Source organism: Polycladomyces subterraneus (assembly GCF_030433435.1).
Taxonomy (GTDB): domain Bacteria; phylum Bacillota; class Bacilli; order Thermoactinomycetales; family JIR-001; genus Polycladomyces; species Polycladomyces subterraneus.
Genome location: NZ_JANRHH010000014.1, coordinates 41,579 through 61,114, shown reverse-complemented (window position 1 = coordinate 61,114; position 19,536 = coordinate 41,579). Strand labels below are relative to the sequence as shown.

The window sequence follows — 19,536 nt, the reverse complement described above, 5'->3', positions numbered from 1 at the left end:
TGCTATTCCACCAATTTCAGCGTATCCAACTTCCGTGTAGTCAAATGGAACACGCGGAGCAAGTGGTTGTTGGTGTCGGTGATATATAGTTTGTCTTCGTGGAATAGCACGTCGTTGGGTTCATTCAGCGGCAGTTCTTCGCAGGCCTCGTCCCCGATCCGGCAGGTTGTAGCATCGCTCCTCGCGATCAGCGTTTCGATCCGCTTCGTGGGCAAGTGGGCGACGCGAATGGCGTGGTTATAGGTGTCGGCGATATACACGCGGTCTCCCGCCACATCCACGCCCAATGGATGTTGAAGCAAGGCGGAGTCGAAATCGCCGTCCTTCAGACCGAAGACAAACAACCCCTGACCGATCAACGTGCGCACTTCACCGGTTTGCAAATCACACGTGCGCAGGGCGGAGACTTCGCTGTCGGCAAAATAGAGACGTTCTCCGTCGTGGGCAATCCCGCTGGGTTGGGCTAGTTGCGCCCGTTCGGCGGGGCCGTCGACGATGTTTTCCCAGCCGCTGCCCGCAAATACTTCCACCTGTTGGGTAGTCAAATCTAGTTTCCACAATTGGTGCGGTCCGGCCATCGCAATCAATAATTGATCACCCACCACGGTGCAATCCCAAGGGGAATTAAGCGGAGTCGTCGGACCGTATCCGCCCTTCGCCCCCCAGCGGGCTTGTTCCCCTGTGCCGGCCAGGGTTTCGACCTTGCGGGAGACAAGGTCCAGTCGGCGGATCATATGGTTTTCCGTGTCACAGACATAGAGAAATTGGTCAGTTATGGCCAATCCTTGCGGCCGATAAAAGGTGGCGGTGTCGAAGTTTCCGTCCTCTGCCCCGATTCGGCTGGAACCGATCTTTTGCACGATTTGGGCCCGATTACCATTCACCTTCAGCTCCAAAATCCGGTTGTGGTTGGAGTCGGTGACAAACAGATGCCCCGTTGTGGGATGAAGAGCCAGTTTGCCGGGAAACGACAGCGGATGTTCCGGGACGGGTGGGCGTCGAATATCTATTTTCCGTTCTGCCAAGATTCCTCGATTCCGTGCGTCTGCCAGTGCTTGTCCGATATGGTGGTCCAGCGCCTCTCGCAATCCTTCACCCGACCCTTTGGCCACCACGCGTCCATCGGCACCGATCAGCATGAAGGTGGGCCAGGCGTTTACTGCGTAGGCGTCCCATACCTGGTGATCCGAATCCACATACACTGGGTGTTCGATTTCGTATCGGGCAATCGCATTTCGTATATTTTCCGGGTCACGCTCGTTGTGGAACTTGGCCGAGTGCACGCCGATCACCACGAACGGTTCCGCTTCGTATTTTTTCTCCAAATAGGCCAAATCTGGTAACACATGGATACAGTTGATGCAACAGTAGGTCCAGAAATCCAGCAGGACCACGTGTCCACGCAATTCTTCCAGGGAGAGCGGGCGATCCGTGTTGAGCCACATACCGTCCTTCGGAAATTCAGGTGCCCTTACCATAGAGAAGCCCCCTTCGCGATGGTTTGGTTGTAGCATACACCATCGGCTAAAAAAACGAAACACGGGTGGTTTCACCCGTGATCAGCTCATCATGTCATGACGGTTGACGCGTCACGTACGGAATCGGGTCTTCTACACCCGCTTCGGCAAACCCTTTTAGCCGTAGCCGGCAGCTGTCGCAAACGCCGCAAGCCGGACTTTGTCCCTGGTAGCAGGAAGTGGTCAAATGATACGGTACACCCAATCGGGTGCCCAGCCGGATCGTGTCCGCCTTGGACAAATGAACGAGCGGCGCTTCAATGACGATGGGTCGTTCCTGCTGCGATGTCTTGGTGCCGCGGCGGATCGTTTCGTTCATCGCCGCGATGAATTCCGGACGACAGTCTGGATACCCGCTGTAATCGACGGCGCTGACGCCGATGAAAATGGTGTGGGCACCGACCACTTCAGCGTAGGAGGTGGCCAAGGACAAAAAGATCAAATTGCGGGCCGGCACATAGGTGACGGGAATGTCGTCCGTGACCCCTTCGGTTGGTACCTCCAGCTCCGGGTCGGTCAAAGCACTGCCGCCGATCTGGCGGAGGAAATCCAGCTGCACGATCCGATGCTGTTTGACGTTGTAAAATTGGGCCACGCGTTTGGCGTGTTCCACTTCGTGTCGGTGGCGTTGGCCGTAATCGAAGGTAAGGGCGTAAATTTCATACCCTTTGTCGGCGGCGATACCCATGCAGGTGGTGCTGTCCAATCCGCCGCTCAAGATGACAACCGCCTTTTCGCTCATCTTCCTCTTCCTCCATTTCCGTCATACGCCTCGTTTGTCGGGGTCCCAGATGTATTTGTGCGTTTGCAGGTTTAGCTTGATCCGTTTGTTCTCCCCGGCCAAGATCCATTCCACCAGCTGACTCGGGGGAAGCGTCTCCCACACCGGGCTGAAGAGAATATTCCCTTTCCTTACGCAACGGCGAACCACTTCCATCGCTTCATCGAACTCTTCCCGGTTGGCGATGACGAACTTGATTTCATCCCGCTCGTCCAACAGATGAAAATTGCTCTCGATCATCTTTTCCCGCTCACCGGAAGAAGTGAGCTTATAATCCATCACAAACCGTACTTTTTTTCCTTCCGGTACGCTTTTCCGCCATGTATCGAATCGGTTGAGGCGGATGGCGCCGTTGGTTTCGATGTGAATGTCTTCCACCGATGGGAGAGCAGCCAATTCTTGGATCAACGCCAAGGCTTTCTCTTCGTATAAAAGCGGTTCCCCGCCTGTCAGGCAAATGCAGGGATTACCGTAGCGCTCCACCTGTTCCACGATTTCACCGATCGTGGCGGTAAATTCGGGTGGATATGGTGCATAACTGTACTTGGTATCGCACCAAGTGCAACGCAGATTACAGTTGTACAAGCGGATGAAGGTGGTCGGATAGCCTGACTTCAATCCCTCACCTTCCACTGTCTGAAAGATTTCCACCATGGGAAGGGTGAGATTTTTCGCGTCTCGCTCCTGTGTCTGCATCATGCTTCCACCATCCATTCACGCTTAAGGAAAGCGGAACTGGTGGGTGTTTCGTACAGACGCAACCATTCCAGACGCAATTCCTGCTCCGGCTTACCCATGTTCGCCAACCCTTCTTCCAACTGTTCCCACATCCAGACGATCATGTTTTCCGCGCTGGTGTTCATGGGCGGCAGCACTTCATTCAAATATTGATGGTCCAAAGGTTTCATGATTCGTTCCTTGACCAACTGTTTCAGATCCTTGAAATCGACTACAATACCGATCTCATTGACATATCCGCTCACTTGCAACACCAACCGGTACGTGTGGCCGTGTAGGCTTTTGCATTTGCCGTCGTACAGATGGAGATGGTGTGCCGCATCGAAAGTGAACGATTTTTCCACAGCCACGCGACGGTGGTGGTATTTCAACTGCTCTTTTTGAATATCCCGACCGAATACTTGCAGTTTGGGTGGAAAACGGTACGTTCCCGGCGCGAGGGATTCCCCTGCTGTTTCACTTCCGTTTTCGTCCCACAGATTTTTTTCACACATGTTAATCGCTCCCTAGTGTTGTTTTAAGAGTGGTGGGTTCTCGACACTCTTGATGGACAAGGGATTTCGCGGTCTAATCACCACGAAAAAGGCCCGTTTGCAAAGAATATGCAAACCACGGGCCGAAAAAGCTTTTTCCCGTGGTAAGTGTAACATATTTTCACAGCTTTTGTGCTGCACTTTTTGGTAAAGGAGAAATGAGGAACCCCATCGATTGGCTGCAAAGCGCCAGGGATCGAAAAAAGACACGCGGAAAAGCGTGTCTCTTCAGGTTGAGTCAACTCAAGATAGCAACTGCCGTAGCTCCTCTGTTATTTTCTGAACCAACTCCGGTCTTCCGTGAAATTGAGCTGGGGTATTCTGAAAGAGCACAATGCGCCACTTGTCCGCACGCTTCACAGTGACAAGTGTGTGATGCGTATTGAGTCTGGGCTCAATGTCCGTCTGCCCAGGTGACACCATACCTGCGACCGCGCGTAGGATCGCCACTTCAGGACTCAAAAAGCGCACGCCTCTGACTTTGGCCACGAAGGCGGCAGTGGGGTGATCGGCAAAGATTTGCTGAAGATGCGAAGCGATCTCTGTCCGACCTGTGATATTGCTTCCATCGAAGCCGATGAGTTCCCCGTCCTCAGCGAAAGGACTGGTCATGGCATCGGCACTTCGCTTGTTCCAACCATCCAACAGTTGTTGATAGAGTGCACGAACTTCGGTCTCATCAGTTGAGTATGGCGGTTCAAATGTAGGGGAGCTCATGTTTCAATTCCTCCTTGGAAGACTGTGTACAGGCGTATGTGCTACTTCCTTACAATATATAGCAATTTCCACTTGGAAGCCAACATATCGGTGGGATGGACATTTTTGATTTGCTTTAGGATATGTTCTCGGTTTCTTGTTCCACATCGGGATCGGGGATTATGAAAACAACTGAAAAGGGAAGCAGCCGTTGTTGACACAATCTGCGGGCACCGATTTCCCGTTTTCGTGTCTGGTCAGGACGCAAGGTTTTCCAGAAGTTCGCCTGACCAACCCCTAACCAGCTACGACTCGGAAAGCACCGGTACATTCATGGGCAATTTCCTTTAAGCCATGTACATTGCCCGCGTCATGCGCTCCCCCGTTCAAAAAGGCAAAAACGAGCTTCCTTGCGGGGCGCAGGTGGAACCATCCGGGATAGCGAAGCGGACAGGCTCATCAGAGATACAACTTCTATCGTAGTTAAATGTTTCAGGCCGGTATTCACCGGCCTGAAGTTAACAACCATCCCGAAAAATGTTTACCCTGGGGGAAGCGGACACATACTGGGATGGGATGTTCCCCGAGCGATTGATCAGGTCTGAGGGCCCTTTCCGTCTTTGTCCGCGTCCATGGCCTTGCCGATATACGCAAAGATCTTCTGATCCAGCCCCATCTGTGCCCCGAAATCTGGATTCTCCTCATACATGCGTTGCAGGGACTGCCGGATGCCGGGATCGCCTCCGGTGAACATCTTTACCAGCCCTTTCCATCTCCGAGCCAATTTCCGTACGTTTTCGTCATGCGGGGGTGTTCCTTTCTCCATCTCTTCCCGCACCCGCCGGATCAGCTCCGGCCACTCGCGTTCCGTTTCACGGATTGTTTCTTCTCCCAATAGTTTACGACGTTCTTCCAGTTGCTTCAGTTGTTCTTCGGTGTAATACTTTCCACGCAGCTGTTCGCTCATGCGGATCACCTCCAACGTATGAAGCAATGTCTCCGTATTGACTTTCTGACGGGTGTCCAACCAGCGCCGGATCAGGATCAACCGTTCCCGAAGTGTTTGCATGAGTTGGATTTTGTTCTCCAATTGCTCCAGCTGTCGGTCGATGATGTGTTCCGGGGAGAATGTCGGTTTTTGCAAGCATGCCTGGATCTCTTCCAGTGAAAACCCCAGACTTTTGAGCGACAAAATTTGTTGCAGTCGTATGACGTCATCCGGTGTGTAGACGCGATGGCCAGATTCCGTGTGGCGGGACGGTTTTAACAGCCCGATCTGATCGTAGTAATGCAAGGTTCGGATAGTAAGCCCTGTCTCTTGGGCCAGTTCCCCGATTTTCCACTGGCGCTCTTCCATCGTGTTCCCTCCTTTCTGCAGGTTACAGCATACAACCTGACGTAACGTCAGGTTCAAGCCTTTTTTCGGTGTCAAGACAAATCGACGAGTTTTGTGGTAGGATGGATATGGAAGGTATGTACGGTCCGAGACCCTGAATAGCTGGAGGATGATCGTATGGCCAAAATCGACGCGCTGCTCGAGCGTGCATTGAACGGGGAACGACTCGGGTTGGAAGAGGGAATCGCCCTTTGGGAATCTGACGAGATCGAAAAACTGGGTTGGGCGGCCAATAAGCTGATGGAACGCCGTCACCCGGAACCGATTACCACATTTGTGATCGGGCGAAACATCAACTACACCAATGTCTGTGATACGTATTGCCGGTTCTGTGCATTTTACCGGGCACCGGGATCGGATGAAGGATATGTGCTGTCCAATGAGGAGATTTTTCGCAAGATCCAGGAGACGATCGATGTAGGCGGCACGGAAATTTTGATGCAGGGCGGGACCAACCCCAATCTGCCGTTCTCGTATTATACCCAGTTGCTGCGGGAGATCAAAAAGCGGTTCGATATTCATATGCATTCGTTCTCCCCGGCAGAGATTTTGAAGATGAAAGAAGTCTCGGGTCTGCCTCTGGAAGAAGTCATCCGCCAACTGAAAGAGGCCGGCCTGGACTCCATCCCCGGTGGCGGAGCGGAAATCCTGGACGACCGAACCCGCCGGAAGATCAGCCGGTTGAAAGGATCATGGCGCGACTGGATGGATGTGATGCAGACGGCGCACCGTCTGGGGATGCACACCACGGCCACCATGGTGATCGGGTTTGGCGAATCGCTGGAGGAACGGGTACTGCACCTGCTGCGCATTCGCGAAGCACAAGATGAGACAGGCGGATTCCTCGCTTTCATCGTTTGGACGTTCCAGCCGGAAAATACCTATCTCCAACGGGAAAAGCTCCCGCCGGAAGAGTATCTGAAAGCGGTGGCCATCTCCCGTATCATGCTGGACAACATTCCCAACTTGCAATCGTCCTGGGTGACGATGGGACCGGAGATCGGGAAATTGTCTCTCTCATACGGCTGCAATGATTTCGGAAGTACCATGATCGAGGAGAACGTCGTCTCCGCCGCTGGCACGACGTACAAGGTGAATACCAACATGATCCTCCGCCTGATTCGCGAAGCGGGCAAGATTCCCGCCCAACGCAACACCAAATATGAGATTCTGCGGATTTTCAGGGAAAACGAATCGGTGGAAAAGGATTTTGTGATGCAAAACTGATTCAATCAGCGGGTAGTGAAACCACGAGCGCCGGAGCGGAATGACCGCGCCCGGTGCTTTTTCCTTCTTTAAAAACCAAACATATGTTTCCATAACTGTTAATGGAGGGGAGTTTGGTGACCGGAAAAACCCACCTGGCGGTCGGGATCGCGACCGGAACGATTGTGGCCGGTGTGACAGGGGTTTCCGACAAATTGATCCCGACGGTAACTACCATTGCTGTTGCCGGCTTTGCGTCCTTATTGCCGGATATTGACGAAGACGGCAGTATGCTGAATGAATGGTTATTCCGATTTGTCCCCAAATCCTTTCAACTCCGCTCCATTTTGCTGGCACTCCTGGGAGCGGTGGTCTTGTTCCTTTCCTATTGTTATCATGGGCCTGTTTGGGCATGGGCTAGCGGAATTTGGGCGATGGTAGTCGCCTTTGTTCCACATCGGACGATTACCCATTCCGTTGTCGGCACGGTTTTTTTGGCGTGGGTGATGCAGCAGGCATGGCCCGAATATGCATTGGCAGCGGTGGCCGGCTACGGATCCCACTTGCTGACAGATGCCATGACGCCGAAAGGGATTCCACTTTTTTGGCCATGGAAATTGAAAGTCGGTTTCAAGGCATTGGGAATTCGCGTGAAAACGGGTGGTGGATTGGACAAGGTGTTGGGAATTATCGCTTTGTGGTGTGCCTGTTTGTTGATGGTATGGTTCGTATTCTCCTTTTTTTATGAGGAAGCGGTGGCGGCGGGACTCTTTTCACTTCCCCAACCAAGTGAGTTGCGCTGCCGCTGACTAAGGCACTTCACCGCCGTGAAGGCTGTTTTTCGGGATCACATTTCCGGGATACAGCTTTTTTCGGGATTAATGATTTCTTCCCGCAAACGGTCACCCGTCAAATACTTTTTTATGATTGCTTGGAACATCATTGAGCGAAAACAATTCGGGTGAGGTCCAGAGTGAATGTGAAAGCAGAGCGGTTCTTTTGCCAGTAAGCGACTTTTTTTAGATTGAGAAACAAAGAAAAAGGGCCCACCCGAATGTCACGAGGATACGGAGCGGAGCCTGGATACTGTCTGTCTATAGTCGCTTATATGCTATCTGCGGATCAGCTGGCCCAGATCCGCTTTTTTTGTTCCAACATTTCTTCGTTGGTGATTACTCCCTGCTCTTTCAACCGGGCCAACCGTTCCAATTTGATCAGGATGTCGTCATCCAGGGGTACTTTTATGGCCGATTCGGCCGATTGGACAATCCGTTGCCGAATCGTGGCGACGAGTGGTTGGATGCGTGTTTTATCAATGCCACTGATGCGGAGATGATTGCCGGAAACATGGATCTCCAATGAGCCGAACAAAATACCGGTGGAAAAGCCAACTGAGGCGATTTTGTGGTAATCAAACGTCTCGACGTGCAGGGAAAACAGCCGTTTCTCCAGAAAGATCAACCGTTGATTTGTAGCCGCCAAAATGCCGTGACGGTTCTGGTACCGACCGTACACCAAGGATTCGATGTTTTCCCCTTCCAATAGCACTTGTGGCAACTGCTTGATTTCCCGCCAAACCATCCAAGAACGAACCCGATTAAATCCCAACCGCTTGATTTGTGCACGTACTTCCTGCGGGGTTGGCATCGCACATACCTCCTTTTTGCACAAGGGGGAGATGACTCCATCTTAAAAAATAAACCGATTTCAGTCTATTGCCAAAAGGTATTAATTTTCCTTCCGCAGGCCGTCTGATTGATTCATGTATACCTCCGCTTTTGAACCCATATACTAGGAATAACACTTATTGGACAAAGGAGCGGACGGGGATGGCGGCGTATCTGATCACATTGCCCAATCAAGCGCAGAATGAAGTGGATCAGCTCAGGCGCTGCCTGAACCGCAGGCAGGAACATCTTGCTGCCGCCGGGTGGGACTGCCGGTTGCAGGAATGGGAAACGCCAGATCGCGTTGTGTTTCGGTTTTCCTGTCTCAAACGAGGGACAAAGGCGGAAGAAACCGTCTGTCGGGAACTGGGAAAAGGGATTGCCCATTTTATCTTGTCTTACCGGGAACCGGCCATGATCCGGAGCTTGATCCGGCGTGGTTATCAGGCACAACAGCCGGGCGAAATCAAACAGATTGAAGCGTATGCCGGCCGGATTGCCAGTGAGAAAAGCGGGCAGTCGTCTCGTCTTCGTTTGCAGAGAAAGGAAAAAATCGCCCGTCACCTGGAACGTTTTCTTCACACCAGCTCCATGCTATCCGTCGATGGGTTTATCACTTTCCGTTTAAAGTCGTATCTGCGGGCGCTGCACAAACTGGTGAACCACGCCATTGACGAATATCTCCTGGACCAGGAGTACAAGGAATTTATTCAACTCTTGCGTTACTTTGTCTCCATGCAACAACCGAAGGTCCCGTTGGTCCATGTGATGCATGTAGAGGATCGTTGTTTCCAACTCTTGCAATCCGATGGGAAACCACTCACCGTTCAGGAGACGGACAGTACGATCGATGAGTTGCTGGAACAAGCGTTTTCGCACGAAGACCTGATTGTCAGCACGCTGCTTACTGTGGCACCCGAACAAGTGATTATGCACACTCGTCACGAAGAGGCCAATGTTGTCCGAACCCTGAAGCAGGTGTTCGAAGGCCGAATCCATATATGTAAGGGGTGTGCGCGCTGCGGGGAGGAGGCCCAATCGCACTCGGATGCTTGACTAGGGTTTCCTCCTGCCGTTATAATACATACAAATTTCAATTTGAGGACTGGCCATGACGAGGACATGAAACGGTCACACATGGTTGCCAGAGAACGGGGGCCATCGGCTGGAAGCCCTCGAACCCGCTGGTGATCGTTTTACCACCTCCGATGCTGCAACCGGGAACGTTCGTGTAGGGGACGAATCAGTATCGGTTGCCGGGTTCACGCCGTTATCCGTGATGAGAGGGACATGTCCGATATGGGCGTGTCCGAAAAAGGGTGGAACCACGACAACCACGCTCGTCCCTTTGGGCCGGGCGTTTTTTATTTGTCGAAAAGGAGGAAGAAGCATGAGCGTAGCGGTCAAATTGCCCGATGGTTCGGTTCGCGAGTATGATCGGCCGGTTACGGTGGAAGATGTCGCCGCTTCAATCAGCAAAGGGCTGCACAAAAAAGCAGTTGCCGGTATGATCAACGGCAAGACGGTCGATCTTTCCACCGAAGTGCCGGATCAGGCAGAGGTGAAGATACTCACCCTGGACGATCCGGAAGGGTTGGAAGTGTATCGTCACAGCACCGCGCACCTGATGGCACAGGCGATCAAACGGCTGTATCCCGATGTGAAACTGGGGATCGGTCCGGTGATTGAGGACGGGTTTTATTACGACATCGATCTGCCGGTTCGCCTCACCCCGGAAGATCTGCCTAAAATCGAGGCGGAAATGGAGAAGATCGTCAAAGAGGACCTTCCCATCAAGCGCAAAGTCGTCTCGCGTGAGGAGGCCATCCGGATCTACGAGGAAATCGGCGATCATCTGAAACTGGAGATCATCCGTGATTTACCGGAGGATGCAACCATCACGATCTATGAGCAGGGAGAATTTTTCGACCTGTGCAGGGGGCCGCATCTGCCGTCGACCGGGAAGATCAAAGCATTCAAACTGCTCAGCATCGCCGGCGCCTATTGGCGGGGAGACGCCAACAACCAGATGCTGCAACGCATCTACGGCACCGCATGGCCGAAGAAATCGCAACTGGACGAATATCTGAAACGGTTGGAAGAAGCCAAACAGCGGGATCACCGCAAACTGGGCAAAGAGCTGAAGATTTTCACCCTCACGCCTGAAGTAGGGCAGGGATTGCCGCTGTGGTTGCCCAACGGAGCGACCATTCGCCGCGTGATTGAGCGATACATCGTTGATCTGGAGGAACGGCTGGGGTATCATCACGTGTACACACCGCATCTGGCCAATGTGGAGTTGTACAAGATCTCCGGTCACTGGGATCATTATCATGAGGACATGTACCCGCCGATGCGGATGGACAATGAAGAATTGGTACTTCGCCCGATGAACTGTCCGCATCATATGATGATTTACAAAAGCGAACTCCGGAGCTATCGCAATCTGCCGGTGCGGATCGCTGAGCTGGGCACGATGCACCGTTACGAGATGTCAGGTGCATTGGCCGGTCTGCAACGGGTTCGTTCCATGACGCTCAACGATGCCCACATCTTCTGCCGCCCGGATCAGATCCAATCCGAATTCACCAAAGTGGTACGGTTGATCCAGCGGGTGTACGAGGACTTCGGTATCAAGGATTTCTGGTACCGCTTGTCGTTCCGTGATCCGGCAGACAAGGAGAAATACGTTCAGAATGACGAGATGTGGGACATGGCGCAACAGATGTTGAAAAATGCCATGGACGACCTCGGTTTGGAGTATGTGGTAGCGGAAGGGGAAGCGGCTTTCTACGGACCCAAGCTGGATGTGCAGGTGCAAACCGCTTTGGGTAAGGACGAAACGCTGTCGACGGTTCAATTGGATTTCCATCTGCCCAACCGGTTTGAACTGGAATACATCGGTGAAGACGGTCAGCCGCATCGTCCCGTGGTCATTCACCGTGGCATCGTCGGGACGATGGAACGGTTTGTCGCCTTCTTGCTGGAATATTACAAAGGCGCCTTGCCGGTCTGGTTGTCTCCCATTCAGGCGCGTGTGCTGACCATCTCTGAGTCCTTCAACGAATATGGACAGCAGGTGGTCGACCGCTTGAAAGAAGCGGGCATCCGTGCCGAACTGGACAACCGCAATGAGAAAATCGGATACAAGATACGTCAGGCCCAGCTGCAAAAAATCCCGTATATGCTCGTTGTCGGCGAAAAAGAGCAAGCAGCCGGCACGGTAGCCGTTCGTCACCGGTCCGAAGGAGATCAGGGTGCCCGGCCGGTGGAGGAAGTGATCGATCAGATCCGTCGGGAAATCGAAGCGAAGAAGTGATCTGTGCAAAGGTTTGTATGCTTGACAAAAAAAACCGCCCATGATATGATTGAGCGGTGATCAAGCAGAAGCGCCCCGCTTCTCACCTTTCGACGCATTTGCGCAGTTGGAAGGTTGTCATCGTCGATGATTCGGAGACAAAGTGTGGGCGTGTGCCCGCACTTTTTTCTTATCCAGCCCAAATACCCCTCGGAGGTGGCAGGTTATCAGCAGGGAACATCAGGTCAACGAAGCGATTCGTGCCCGTGAGGTTCGATTGATTGGCCCCAACGGAGATCAGATCGGGGTCGTACCACTTAGGGAAGCGCTCCGCATGGCGCAGGAAGCCAATTTGGATCTGGTCAACGTTGCGCCGCAAGCGAAGCCGCCGGTGTGCCGGATCATGGATTACGGCAAATTCCGCTATGAACAGAGCAAACGGGAAAAAGAAGCGCGCAAGAAGCAAAAAACCATCCAGGTCAAAGAAGTTCGTCTCAGTCCGTCCATCGAGGAGCACGATCTGCAGACCAAACTGCGCAATGTGAAGAAGTTCTTGCAAAGCGGGGACAAAGTGAAGCTGACCATCCGCTTTCGCGGACGGGAGATCACGCACCAAGAGATCGGCTTGGGTATCCTGAACCGGATGGCCAAGGAAGTGGAGGATCTCGCTCAAGTAGAGCGCCAGCCCAAATTGGAAGGGCGCCAGATGATCATGATCTTGAGTCCGAAACAGCAGTGAGGAGGAGCTTTGCATGCCGAAAATGAAGACTCGCCGCGCTGCGGCCAAACGCTTCAACAAAACGGGAACAGGTAAAGTAAAACGCAATCATGCGTTTAAAAGTCACTTGCTGGAAGGGAAAACCATGAAGCGCAAGCGGAAATTGCGCAAAAGTGCCATCTTGGCCAAAGGCGATGTGAAACGGATCAAGCAACTCATCGCCTACAAATAAGGTTTTTCACAAATTGTTGGATTGATTTCGGGAGGGATTGGTTGTGGCACGTGTAAAAGGCGGGGTAGTGACGCGCCGTCGTCGGAAAAAAGTGTTGAAACTGGCCAAAGGTTACTTTGGTTCTAAACATACATTGTTCCGCACTGCGAAACAACAAGTGATGAAGTCGCTGATGTACGCGTACCGCGATCGTCGTCAGCGCAAACGCGATTTCCGCAAATTGTGGATTACCCGGATCAACGCCGCTGCACGGATGAACGGTTTGTCCTACAACCGGTTGATGTACGGCTTGAAACAAGCGGGTGTGGAAATCAACCGCAAAATGCTGGCTGACTTGGCGGTGAACGATCAAAAAGCGTTTGCCGAGCTGGCCAACTTGGCGAAAGAAAAACTGAACGCTTGATATATGCAATCTCCCCCTCGTCCCTATGGGCGAGGGGGTTTTGATTGGAGGATCAACGTTGACATGATTGAAGAGAGATTTGAATCGAAGCGACCATACTTTTTCTTGTATCCTAGAGATGAATCAAATACCGAAGGTACAGATACGCTTGTGCGATCGCCAAAGACAGAAGCGTCACGGGAGCACCCACTTTCAGATACTCCACGTAGCTAAAACCCTTGCCTTCCCGGGCCGCGATATTGGCCACGATCACGTTGGCGGAAGCGCCGATGATGGTGCCGTTCCCACCCAGGCATGCGCCCAGTGCCAACGACCACCACAGCGCATTCATTTCCGGAGAGTTGGTGGGAAGTCCGAGGGTGGTTGCCATATCCTGAATCAATGGGATCATGGTGGCCACAAACGGAATGTTGTCAATGACGGCCGAAGCGATCCCGGAGACCCACAAGATCAGTGTGGCGGCCAATGGGATATTGCCATTCGTAAGTTCCAACAGCTGAACGGCCAAATGCTTGATGACCCCCACTTCCTGTAATCCGCCCACAAGCGTAAACAATGCAGCGAAAAAGAAAATGGTTTCCCATTCCACATAATCGAATGCCGATTCGATTTTCTTTTTGTCCAAGCCGATGAGCATCAGCACCGTTGCCCCGGTGATGGCGATGACGGAGGCTTCTATATGGATGAAGGAATGCAACACGAATCCGAGGATGGTCAGTCCAAGAATGAACAATGATTTTTTGGCCAATCTACGATCCTGAATAAAGGCTTCTTCATCCATTTCCATCAATCGGTCTACATGTTCCTCATGGGTGCTCAATTGTTCTCGATAGATCCCGTATAACAACAACAGGGTAGCAGCGAGAATCACCACGATGACAGGCCCCAGATGGATCAGGAAGGCATTAAATGTCAGATGTTCATTGGCCGATCCGATCATGATATTGGGAGGGTCGCCGATCAAAGTGGCAGTTCCACCGATGTTTGAAGCGATGATTTCAGAGATGAAAAAGGGAACCGGACTCACTTTCAATATGTAGGTGACTGCCAGTGTGATGGGAGCCACCAACAGAACAGTGGTTACATTGTCGAGAAAGGCGGATGCCAATGCTGTCAGCAGAGAGAAAATAATTAGGATGCGGATCGGGTTTCCCTTGGCCGCTTTGGCGGATTTGACGGCTACATATTGAAAGACCCCCGTTTGGTTGAGAATGCCCACCAGGATCATCATGCCAATCAGCAAGGTAATCGTATTCCACTCGATGTATTGTTCAAACACCCGATCAGTGTCCAGCACCCCGAAGAGGACCAATAAAGACGCACCCAACAGTGAAATCACGGCCCGATTGATTTTTTCCGTGACGATGATGGCATAGGTGGTCAGAAAAATCGTGATGGCAATTGTGGTTTGCCCCATACTCACTCTCCTCCCGAAAAGTGGGAAGCCCTCTGCAGGGCCCTCGAAAAAAGCAAAAAGGAGCCCTTGGTGACAGGCTCCTCCGATAGTCGAAAACTTATTCAATTCTTCTTTAATCATATCTCAAACAACAAAGGATGTAAACGGAAGTACAGTGAAAAATCTTTGAAATAAAGACCGCCTTATGTTGATCCACTCTGTCTATAGCATCTCCCCTTGCACATGACTCCTTTTATATGAATATTAGGAAAAATGCAGTATGGTGAATTATGCGACGATGCGCTAAGGATATATTAGATCCACTGATTTTACGGGGGGATTTTATGAGCAAAAAATGGATGATTACGCTGATTTTCGTAACAGTCCTGTGGATGTGGATACAACCGATGGCTTCTTCTCCGGTCTATTCTCAAAGTGGAGGACACCCTGATTCACAAGAGACGGAAGAGTTGATCGTCGGATTTCGTGACGATACTTCCGTGGATACGGCATTCGACGTTCATCGGAAAATGGGAATGCAAGTTGTGAAAAGCGTACGGGGACCGCTCCGATTTGACGTCGTCAAAGTCAAAGGCAAGACAGTGGAGGAAGCCGTCCAAATGTATCGACGGATGCCAGGGGTGGCGTATGCCGAACCCAATGCCGTTTTCCGCCTACAGGACTATTTCCCCGGCTATCCCGTTTATCCGAAAGATCCCTACTACATCACCGGTCAGTGGGGAGTCAAACAGGTATGGGCAGACATCGCGTGGGACAAGGCGAGAAGCAGTTCGCGCACCGTGGTTGCAGTGTTGGACTCCGGTGTGGATGATACGCATTCGGAACTTTCCGGCAAAGTGATCAAGGGTTACGATTATGTCAACAAAGATACCAACCCGATGGACGATGACACCCAATTCGGTGGACACGGTACGCAAATGGCCGGCATCATCGCCGCGCAGACCGACAACCTGTCGGGTATTGCCGGAATGGCGCCATACGCGAAAATCCTGGCGATCAAGGTATGTGGGAGAGATGGAACATGTTCCATCGCCAACATCGCACAGGGGATTCAGTACGCAGTCAATCATGGTGCTGGCGTGATCAACATGAGTTTCTACGGCTATCAATCCAGCACCACTTTGTCCAACGCGGTCAATTACGCTTACAGCAAAGGTGTTGTGATGGTGGCCTCTGCCGGCAACGACGGTAAAAACCGTGTCACTTGGCCGTGCTACTATTCTCAGGTGGTATGCGTGGGTGCAACCGATATGGATGATAAAAAGGCCTCTTTTTCTAACTATGGTATATGGGTGGACGTGGCTGCTCCCGGTGTGGACATCGAAACCACGCGGCGCGGTGGCGGATATGGATACGCTAGTGGCACCTCACCGGCGGCCGCGTTAGTCTCCGGTGAAGCCGCACTTTTAAAAGCGCAAGGCCGTTCGTATGCCAACGTGATTAGCGCCATTACGAAAACGACGGATGCGGTTCCCGGAATGGGAACGTATTGGCGATATGGGCGCATTAATGCTTATCGTGCGGTACAGTATTGAGATGAATAGACGGCCGGGTTCCCGGCCGTCTTCTTTGTTCCGTCGGTTACTGGTTGGCCGCACCCTTCGTCGGGGTGGTATCTTGGGTAGCGGACCAATTTCCACCGTCAGGATAGCGGTACCACGACGCATCATAGGCTGTGGAGGAATAGGTATATTGGTCGATGACCTTTCCGGAGGAATCTTTCAAAGTGACATCATCACCGGTATTGTTGAAATAGTTGTTGGTTTCCCATACCCAGTATCCATGGGCGGGGATGGTGGTGCCGGACGGGATCGTGTAGGGAGACGAACCACCGCCGACGATGTCGTCGATGATGTAGCCGCCGATATTGACCGGGCTGTCGGACGGATTGTACAATTCCACGAATTCCTTGGAAAATGCCGTGTTGGGTGCCGGCAGGACCTCATTGATCAAGACCGAGCCGGTGGCTCCCCCGTTGTTGCGCGTGTATCCGGCTGATTGCGCATCGGCTTCCGTCCAGAAAAAGACGCGGTTTTCGACCGGAATCTGTTGATAGTCGGCTGGATCCACGTAGGTTTTGGTGTAATAATCACCTACATATTTGTCCGGTTGGCGTCCACCGATGCGCAGGCGAAATTCAAACGGCAGTTCCGTCAGCGGGTCGGCTGGATTCCAAATCCCCCGTCCTGCTTGTTTCGCTTCGAGCATCGCGGCGCGATATTCCTCGTAATACTTCATGTTGGGATAGATGTAATACGTCACAGCATGGCCTTGGCGTAAGATCTCCTTGTTGACGTCGAGATTGCCTTTCCATACATGACCCAGAACGCGGCCGTAGTTGTCCTTTTCCTCCACGTCAGTCTCGATGGTCACCGGTGTGCCGGGAGGCAGGAGCTGTTTGAGATAGTCCGATGCTTCATAGGCGTGGTGTCCCTGGTTTTGCCCATTGTAATTGGTTTCAGGGGTATCGATGGACACCAGCCGAACAGTGGTGGAGCCCAATACCGGTGTTTGCAAATGAATGGTGTCACCATCCACTACGTCCGATACAACGGATGTGTAAGAGGCGGCATCTGCCCGATGGACGGGGGACAGGATCGGCATCATCCCGAAGACCACCAATACCAGGACCAGTCCGACAATCGGCCGCTTCCAACCATAATGATTCACGCGACATCCTCCTTTGGTCTTGGGACTTTCGTCTCTCTCTTTTTTTATCATCACTTTTCGATTTTTTCGTAAAGTCCTTTTGTTTTTTTCATAAAAAATACCTGCCCGGATGGACAGGTGTGATGACCAAGTTACGGGGTTGCTTGTTCCTCAGCAACATGACCGACTGATCCTTCCCGTTGCGGGGTGTCCTCAGATCGGTTGGAGGTGCGCAGCGGAATCTCTTTCAGCCACAAGGTGAAGACCAGTGCCGTGAACAGCACGATTGCTCCCGTTAAAAATACGCTGTCCAGTGCGTGTGCCAGTGTCGTCCTCAACATCCGAATAACATGGTCAAACATTCCCGACATGGCTTCCGGAAGACTGTGCCGAATCTGCGCCAATCGGTCCGGGTTCAACAGGATCTGCGGGTTGTGCAGGGCACTCAGTTTCTGCGCCAACGCGTGGGACAGGGCTGGTTGTGCTGGATGTTGTGTCGCTAAACGTGACATTTCGTCTTTCATATGGCTGGACAGGATCGTTCCCATCACGGCTACTCCAACGGTTCCTCCCATTTGCCGGAACAGTTGGGTGGAAGAAGTGGCCACACCGAGATGGCGGTGTTCTACTGCATTTTGCACCGTCAGCGTGAAAATGGGGAAAGCGATTCCCAATCCCGTCCCGATCACGATCATATATAGAACGACGGATCCGTTTGTGGCATCGGTGTCCAACAACGACATCAGATACATGCCGCTTGCCATGAGCAAAATGCCGAACAGGGCGAGACCTTTGTATCTCCCCGTCCGTGAGACGATTTGACCGCCGATGATACTCGCGACGACCATGCTCAAGGTAAGCGGGATGGTCACGAAACTGGATTGGGTGGCAGAAGTGCCGATCACACCCTGGATGAAGAACGGGGTGTAGATGATGGCCCCGAACATACCGATCCCTAATGTGAAATTCACCAGGTTAGATAAGGTAAATACGCGGTTGCCGAACAGATGCAAGGGTAAGACCGGATTTTTCGCTCTTTGCTCTACCCAAATGAACAGAACCAGTGCCAGCATCGAACCGCTGAACAGGCCGATGATGATGGGGGAGGACCAGGCGTATTTACTCCCTGCCCAAGAGAAGGCCAGCAATATCGGCGTGATGGTCAACACAAGCAAAGCCGCCCCCGCCATGTCGATCGGTTCCTTCTCTTTGCGGCTGACCGAGGGGAACAGCCACCAGATCAACATAAACGCCACCAGTCCGAAGGGAAGAAAGATCCAAAAGACCCAGTGCCATTCCCAATGATCCACAATATACCCGCCCAATGTGGGTCCCAGCACGCTGGCCACTCCAAACGCGGCACTCAGGGCGCCCTGCCATCGTCCCCGTTCGCGGGGCGGAAACAGATCACCGACGGAGGTGAATGCCGTGGACATGATCATTCCACCGCCCAATCCCTGAAACCCGCGATACAGAATGAGTTCAAAGATGTTGGTGGCGGTGCCGCACAAAAGGGAACCCGTCACGAAGAGACCGATCCCGATTAACAGAAACGGCTTCCGGCCGTAGATGTCGGAGAGTTTCCCGACCAGGATGGCTGTGATGCTGGACGTCAGCATGTAGATGGTGAACACCCAGTTGAAATAGGACATGCCCCCCAGTTTGGAAACGATGCGGGGCAACGCGTTGCCGACGATCGTCTGGTTGAGTGCGGCAAACAACATGGATGCCATGATCGCCACCATGATTGTCATTTTCCGCTTCGTATCCAGGTGCTCCATCCATTTTCCCCCTTTTTCATTAGACCACAGAAAAGTTTATGTAGTGAAATAATGATCAAATAAAGCGCGTCTGTCAGATCAATTTCTGAAACAGACGCGTCAGCGTTTCAATCTCTTCCGTCGTCAAACAATCGAACCGACGCTGGAAATAAGCCCGTTTTTTCTCTCCCAACTCCCGGATGATCGTTTCCCCTTCGTTTGTGATCCGCAGTTCTACCACTCGTTTGTCGCGGCGGGAACGTTGGCGCTCCACCCATCCTTTGTTCACCAATCGATCAGTCACATTGGTAATGTGGCTGGCGGAAACCTCGAGTTCCTGGGCGAGCTCCGACACGGTTTGCGGTCCCCTCTCCTGCAGCTGTTTGAGGATGAAGAAATCACCGTTGGAAATGGTTTCACCCAAAACGGCTTGCAATTCCTTTCGCAATTTGCGAATCAAGGTTCGAAGGGAAATCTCCAATTCATGAAGCAGTTCCTGCCGGGTGCTCACATCGCGCCTCCTTT

19 protein-coding genes and 1 other annotated feature are annotated in these 19,536 nt (G+C 52.3%); of the genes, 8 read left to right on the top strand and 11 right to left on the bottom strand.

The features are described from left to right. Positions 1-2: 2 nt before the first annotated feature. From NWF35_RS03090 to NWF35_RS03065, 6 genes are all read right to left on the bottom strand, one after another. Positions 3-1,478: a thioredoxin-like domain-containing protein gene (locus NWF35_RS03090; protein ID WP_301237621.1), complete on the bottom strand. Its 1,476-nt coding sequence runs from the start codon at positions 1,476-1,478 to the stop codon at positions 3-5. A gap of 94 nt (positions 1,479-1,572) precedes the next feature. Beyond that, positions 1,573-2,259 (bottom strand): 7-cyano-7-deazaguanine synthase QueC, encoded by a 687-nt coding sequence (queC, locus tag NWF35_RS03085; RefSeq protein ID WP_301237620.1) that lies wholly within the window; start codon positions 2,257-2,259, stop codon positions 1,573-1,575. A gap of 21 nt (positions 2,260-2,280) precedes the next feature. Then, positions 2,281-2,997 (bottom strand): 7-carboxy-7-deazaguanine synthase QueE, encoded by a 717-nt coding sequence (locus tag NWF35_RS03080; RefSeq protein ID WP_301237619.1) that lies wholly within the window; start codon positions 2,995-2,997, stop codon positions 2,281-2,283. Beyond that, positions 2,994-3,530, bottom strand: a complete 537-nt coding sequence (gene queD / locus NWF35_RS03075) for a 6-carboxytetrahydropterin synthase QueD (protein WP_301237618.1) — start codon at positions 3,528-3,530, stop codon at positions 2,994-2,996. Before queD ends, NWF35_RS03080 begins: the two co-directional genes overlap by 4 nt. A gap of 282 nt (positions 3,531-3,812) precedes the next feature. Then, positions 3,813-4,286, bottom strand: a complete 474-nt coding sequence (locus tag NWF35_RS03070; protein ID WP_301237617.1) for an SgcJ/EcaC family oxidoreductase — start codon at positions 4,284-4,286, stop codon at positions 3,813-3,815. Between the two features lie 574 nt (positions 4,287-4,860). Then, positions 4,861-5,622 (bottom strand): MerR family transcriptional regulator, encoded by a 762-nt coding sequence (locus tag NWF35_RS03065; protein ID WP_301237616.1) that lies wholly within the window; start codon positions 5,620-5,622, stop codon positions 4,861-4,863. Between the two features lie 156 nt (positions 5,623-5,778). Here NWF35_RS03065 and mqnC point away from each other — a divergent pair, with 156 nt between their 5' ends. Together mqnC and NWF35_RS03055 are read left to right on the top strand one after the other, a co-directional pair. Beyond that, positions 5,779-6,888, top strand: coding sequence for a cyclic dehypoxanthinyl futalosine synthase (gene mqnC, locus NWF35_RS03060; RefSeq protein ID WP_301237615.1), 1,110 nt, complete (start codon positions 5,779-5,781; stop codon positions 6,886-6,888). A 116-nt stretch (positions 6,889-7,004) separates the two neighbouring features. Next, positions 7,005-7,676 carry a metal-dependent hydrolase gene (locus NWF35_RS03055; protein WP_301237614.1) on the top strand — a complete coding sequence of 224 codons (672 nt, stop codon included), beginning with the start codon at positions 7,005-7,007 and terminating at the stop codon, positions 7,674-7,676. Between the two features lie 313 nt (positions 7,677-7,989). On the opposite strand, the gene NWF35_RS03050 is transcribed toward NWF35_RS03055, so the two are convergent. Next, the gene (locus NWF35_RS03050; RefSeq protein ID WP_301237613.1) at positions 7,990-8,514 is read right to left on the bottom strand and encodes a PH domain-containing protein; all 525 of its coding nucleotides are present in this window, start codon (positions 8,512-8,514) and stop codon (positions 7,990-7,992) included. 182 nt (positions 8,515-8,696) lie between these two features. Here NWF35_RS03050 and ytxC point away from each other — a divergent pair, with 182 nt between their 5' ends. The 5 genes from ytxC (at position 8,697) to rplT (ending at position 13,185) form a co-directional block, all read left to right on the top strand. Beyond that, on the top strand, positions 8,697-9,590 hold the full coding sequence (ytxC, locus tag NWF35_RS03045) for a putative sporulation protein YtxC (RefSeq protein ID WP_301237612.1): 894 nt from the start codon (positions 8,697-8,699) through the stop codon (positions 9,588-9,590). A 334-nt stretch (positions 9,591-9,924) separates the two neighbouring features. After that, positions 9,925-11,853 (top strand): threonine--tRNA ligase, encoded by a 1,929-nt coding sequence (thrS, locus tag NWF35_RS03040; RefSeq protein ID WP_301237611.1) that lies wholly within the window; start codon positions 9,925-9,927, stop codon positions 11,851-11,853. Between the two features lie 56 nt (positions 11,854-11,909). Further along, positions 11,910-12,027, top strand: a sequence feature (ribosomal protein L20 leader region). Between the two features lie 31 nt (positions 12,028-12,058). Further along, positions 12,059-12,571: a translation initiation factor IF-3 gene (infC, locus tag NWF35_RS03035; RefSeq protein ID WP_301237685.1), complete on the top strand. Its 513-nt coding sequence runs from the start codon at positions 12,059-12,061 to the stop codon at positions 12,569-12,571. A gap of 13 nt (positions 12,572-12,584) precedes the next feature. Then, positions 12,585-12,782 (top strand): 50S ribosomal protein L35, encoded by a 198-nt coding sequence (rpmI, locus tag NWF35_RS03030; RefSeq protein WP_301237610.1) that lies wholly within the window; start codon positions 12,585-12,587, stop codon positions 12,780-12,782. Positions 12,783-12,825: 43 nt separating this feature from the next. Then, positions 12,826-13,185, top strand: coding sequence for a 50S ribosomal protein L20 (gene rplT / locus NWF35_RS03025; RefSeq protein WP_205493719.1), 360 nt, complete (start codon positions 12,826-12,828; stop codon positions 13,183-13,185). Positions 13,186-13,297: 112 nt separating this feature from the next. Here rplT and NWF35_RS03020 read toward each other — a convergent pair whose 3' ends face one another. Then, positions 13,298-14,602 carry an ArsB/NhaD family transporter gene (locus NWF35_RS03020; protein ID WP_301237609.1) on the bottom strand — a complete coding sequence of 435 codons (1,305 nt, stop codon included), beginning with the start codon at positions 14,600-14,602 and terminating at the stop codon, positions 13,298-13,300. 323 nt (positions 14,603-14,925) lie between these two features. Here NWF35_RS03020 and NWF35_RS03015 point away from each other — a divergent pair, with 323 nt between their 5' ends. After that, the gene (locus tag NWF35_RS03015; RefSeq protein ID WP_301237608.1) at positions 14,926-16,137 is read left to right on the top strand and encodes a S8 family peptidase; all 1,212 of its coding nucleotides are present in this window, start codon (positions 14,926-14,928) and stop codon (positions 16,135-16,137) included. A 46-nt stretch (positions 16,138-16,183) separates the two neighbouring features. On the opposite strand, the gene NWF35_RS03010 is transcribed toward NWF35_RS03015, so the two are convergent. From NWF35_RS03010 to NWF35_RS03000, 3 genes are all read right to left on the bottom strand, one after another. Then, entirely contained in the window at positions 16,184-17,272 is a 1,089-nt protein-coding gene (locus tag NWF35_RS03010) for a thermonuclease family protein (RefSeq protein ID WP_301237607.1), read from the bottom strand. Between the two features lie 131 nt (positions 17,273-17,403). After that, complete coding sequence (locus NWF35_RS03005; RefSeq protein ID WP_301237606.1) at positions 17,404-19,032, bottom strand: MDR family MFS transporter; 1,629 nt, start codon at positions 19,030-19,032, stop codon at positions 17,404-17,406. A gap of 73 nt (positions 19,033-19,105) precedes the next feature. Further along, positions 19,106-19,522 (bottom strand): MarR family winged helix-turn-helix transcriptional regulator, encoded by a 417-nt coding sequence (locus tag NWF35_RS03000; protein WP_301237605.1) that lies wholly within the window; start codon positions 19,520-19,522, stop codon positions 19,106-19,108. Positions 19,523-19,536 lie beyond the last annotated feature (14 nt).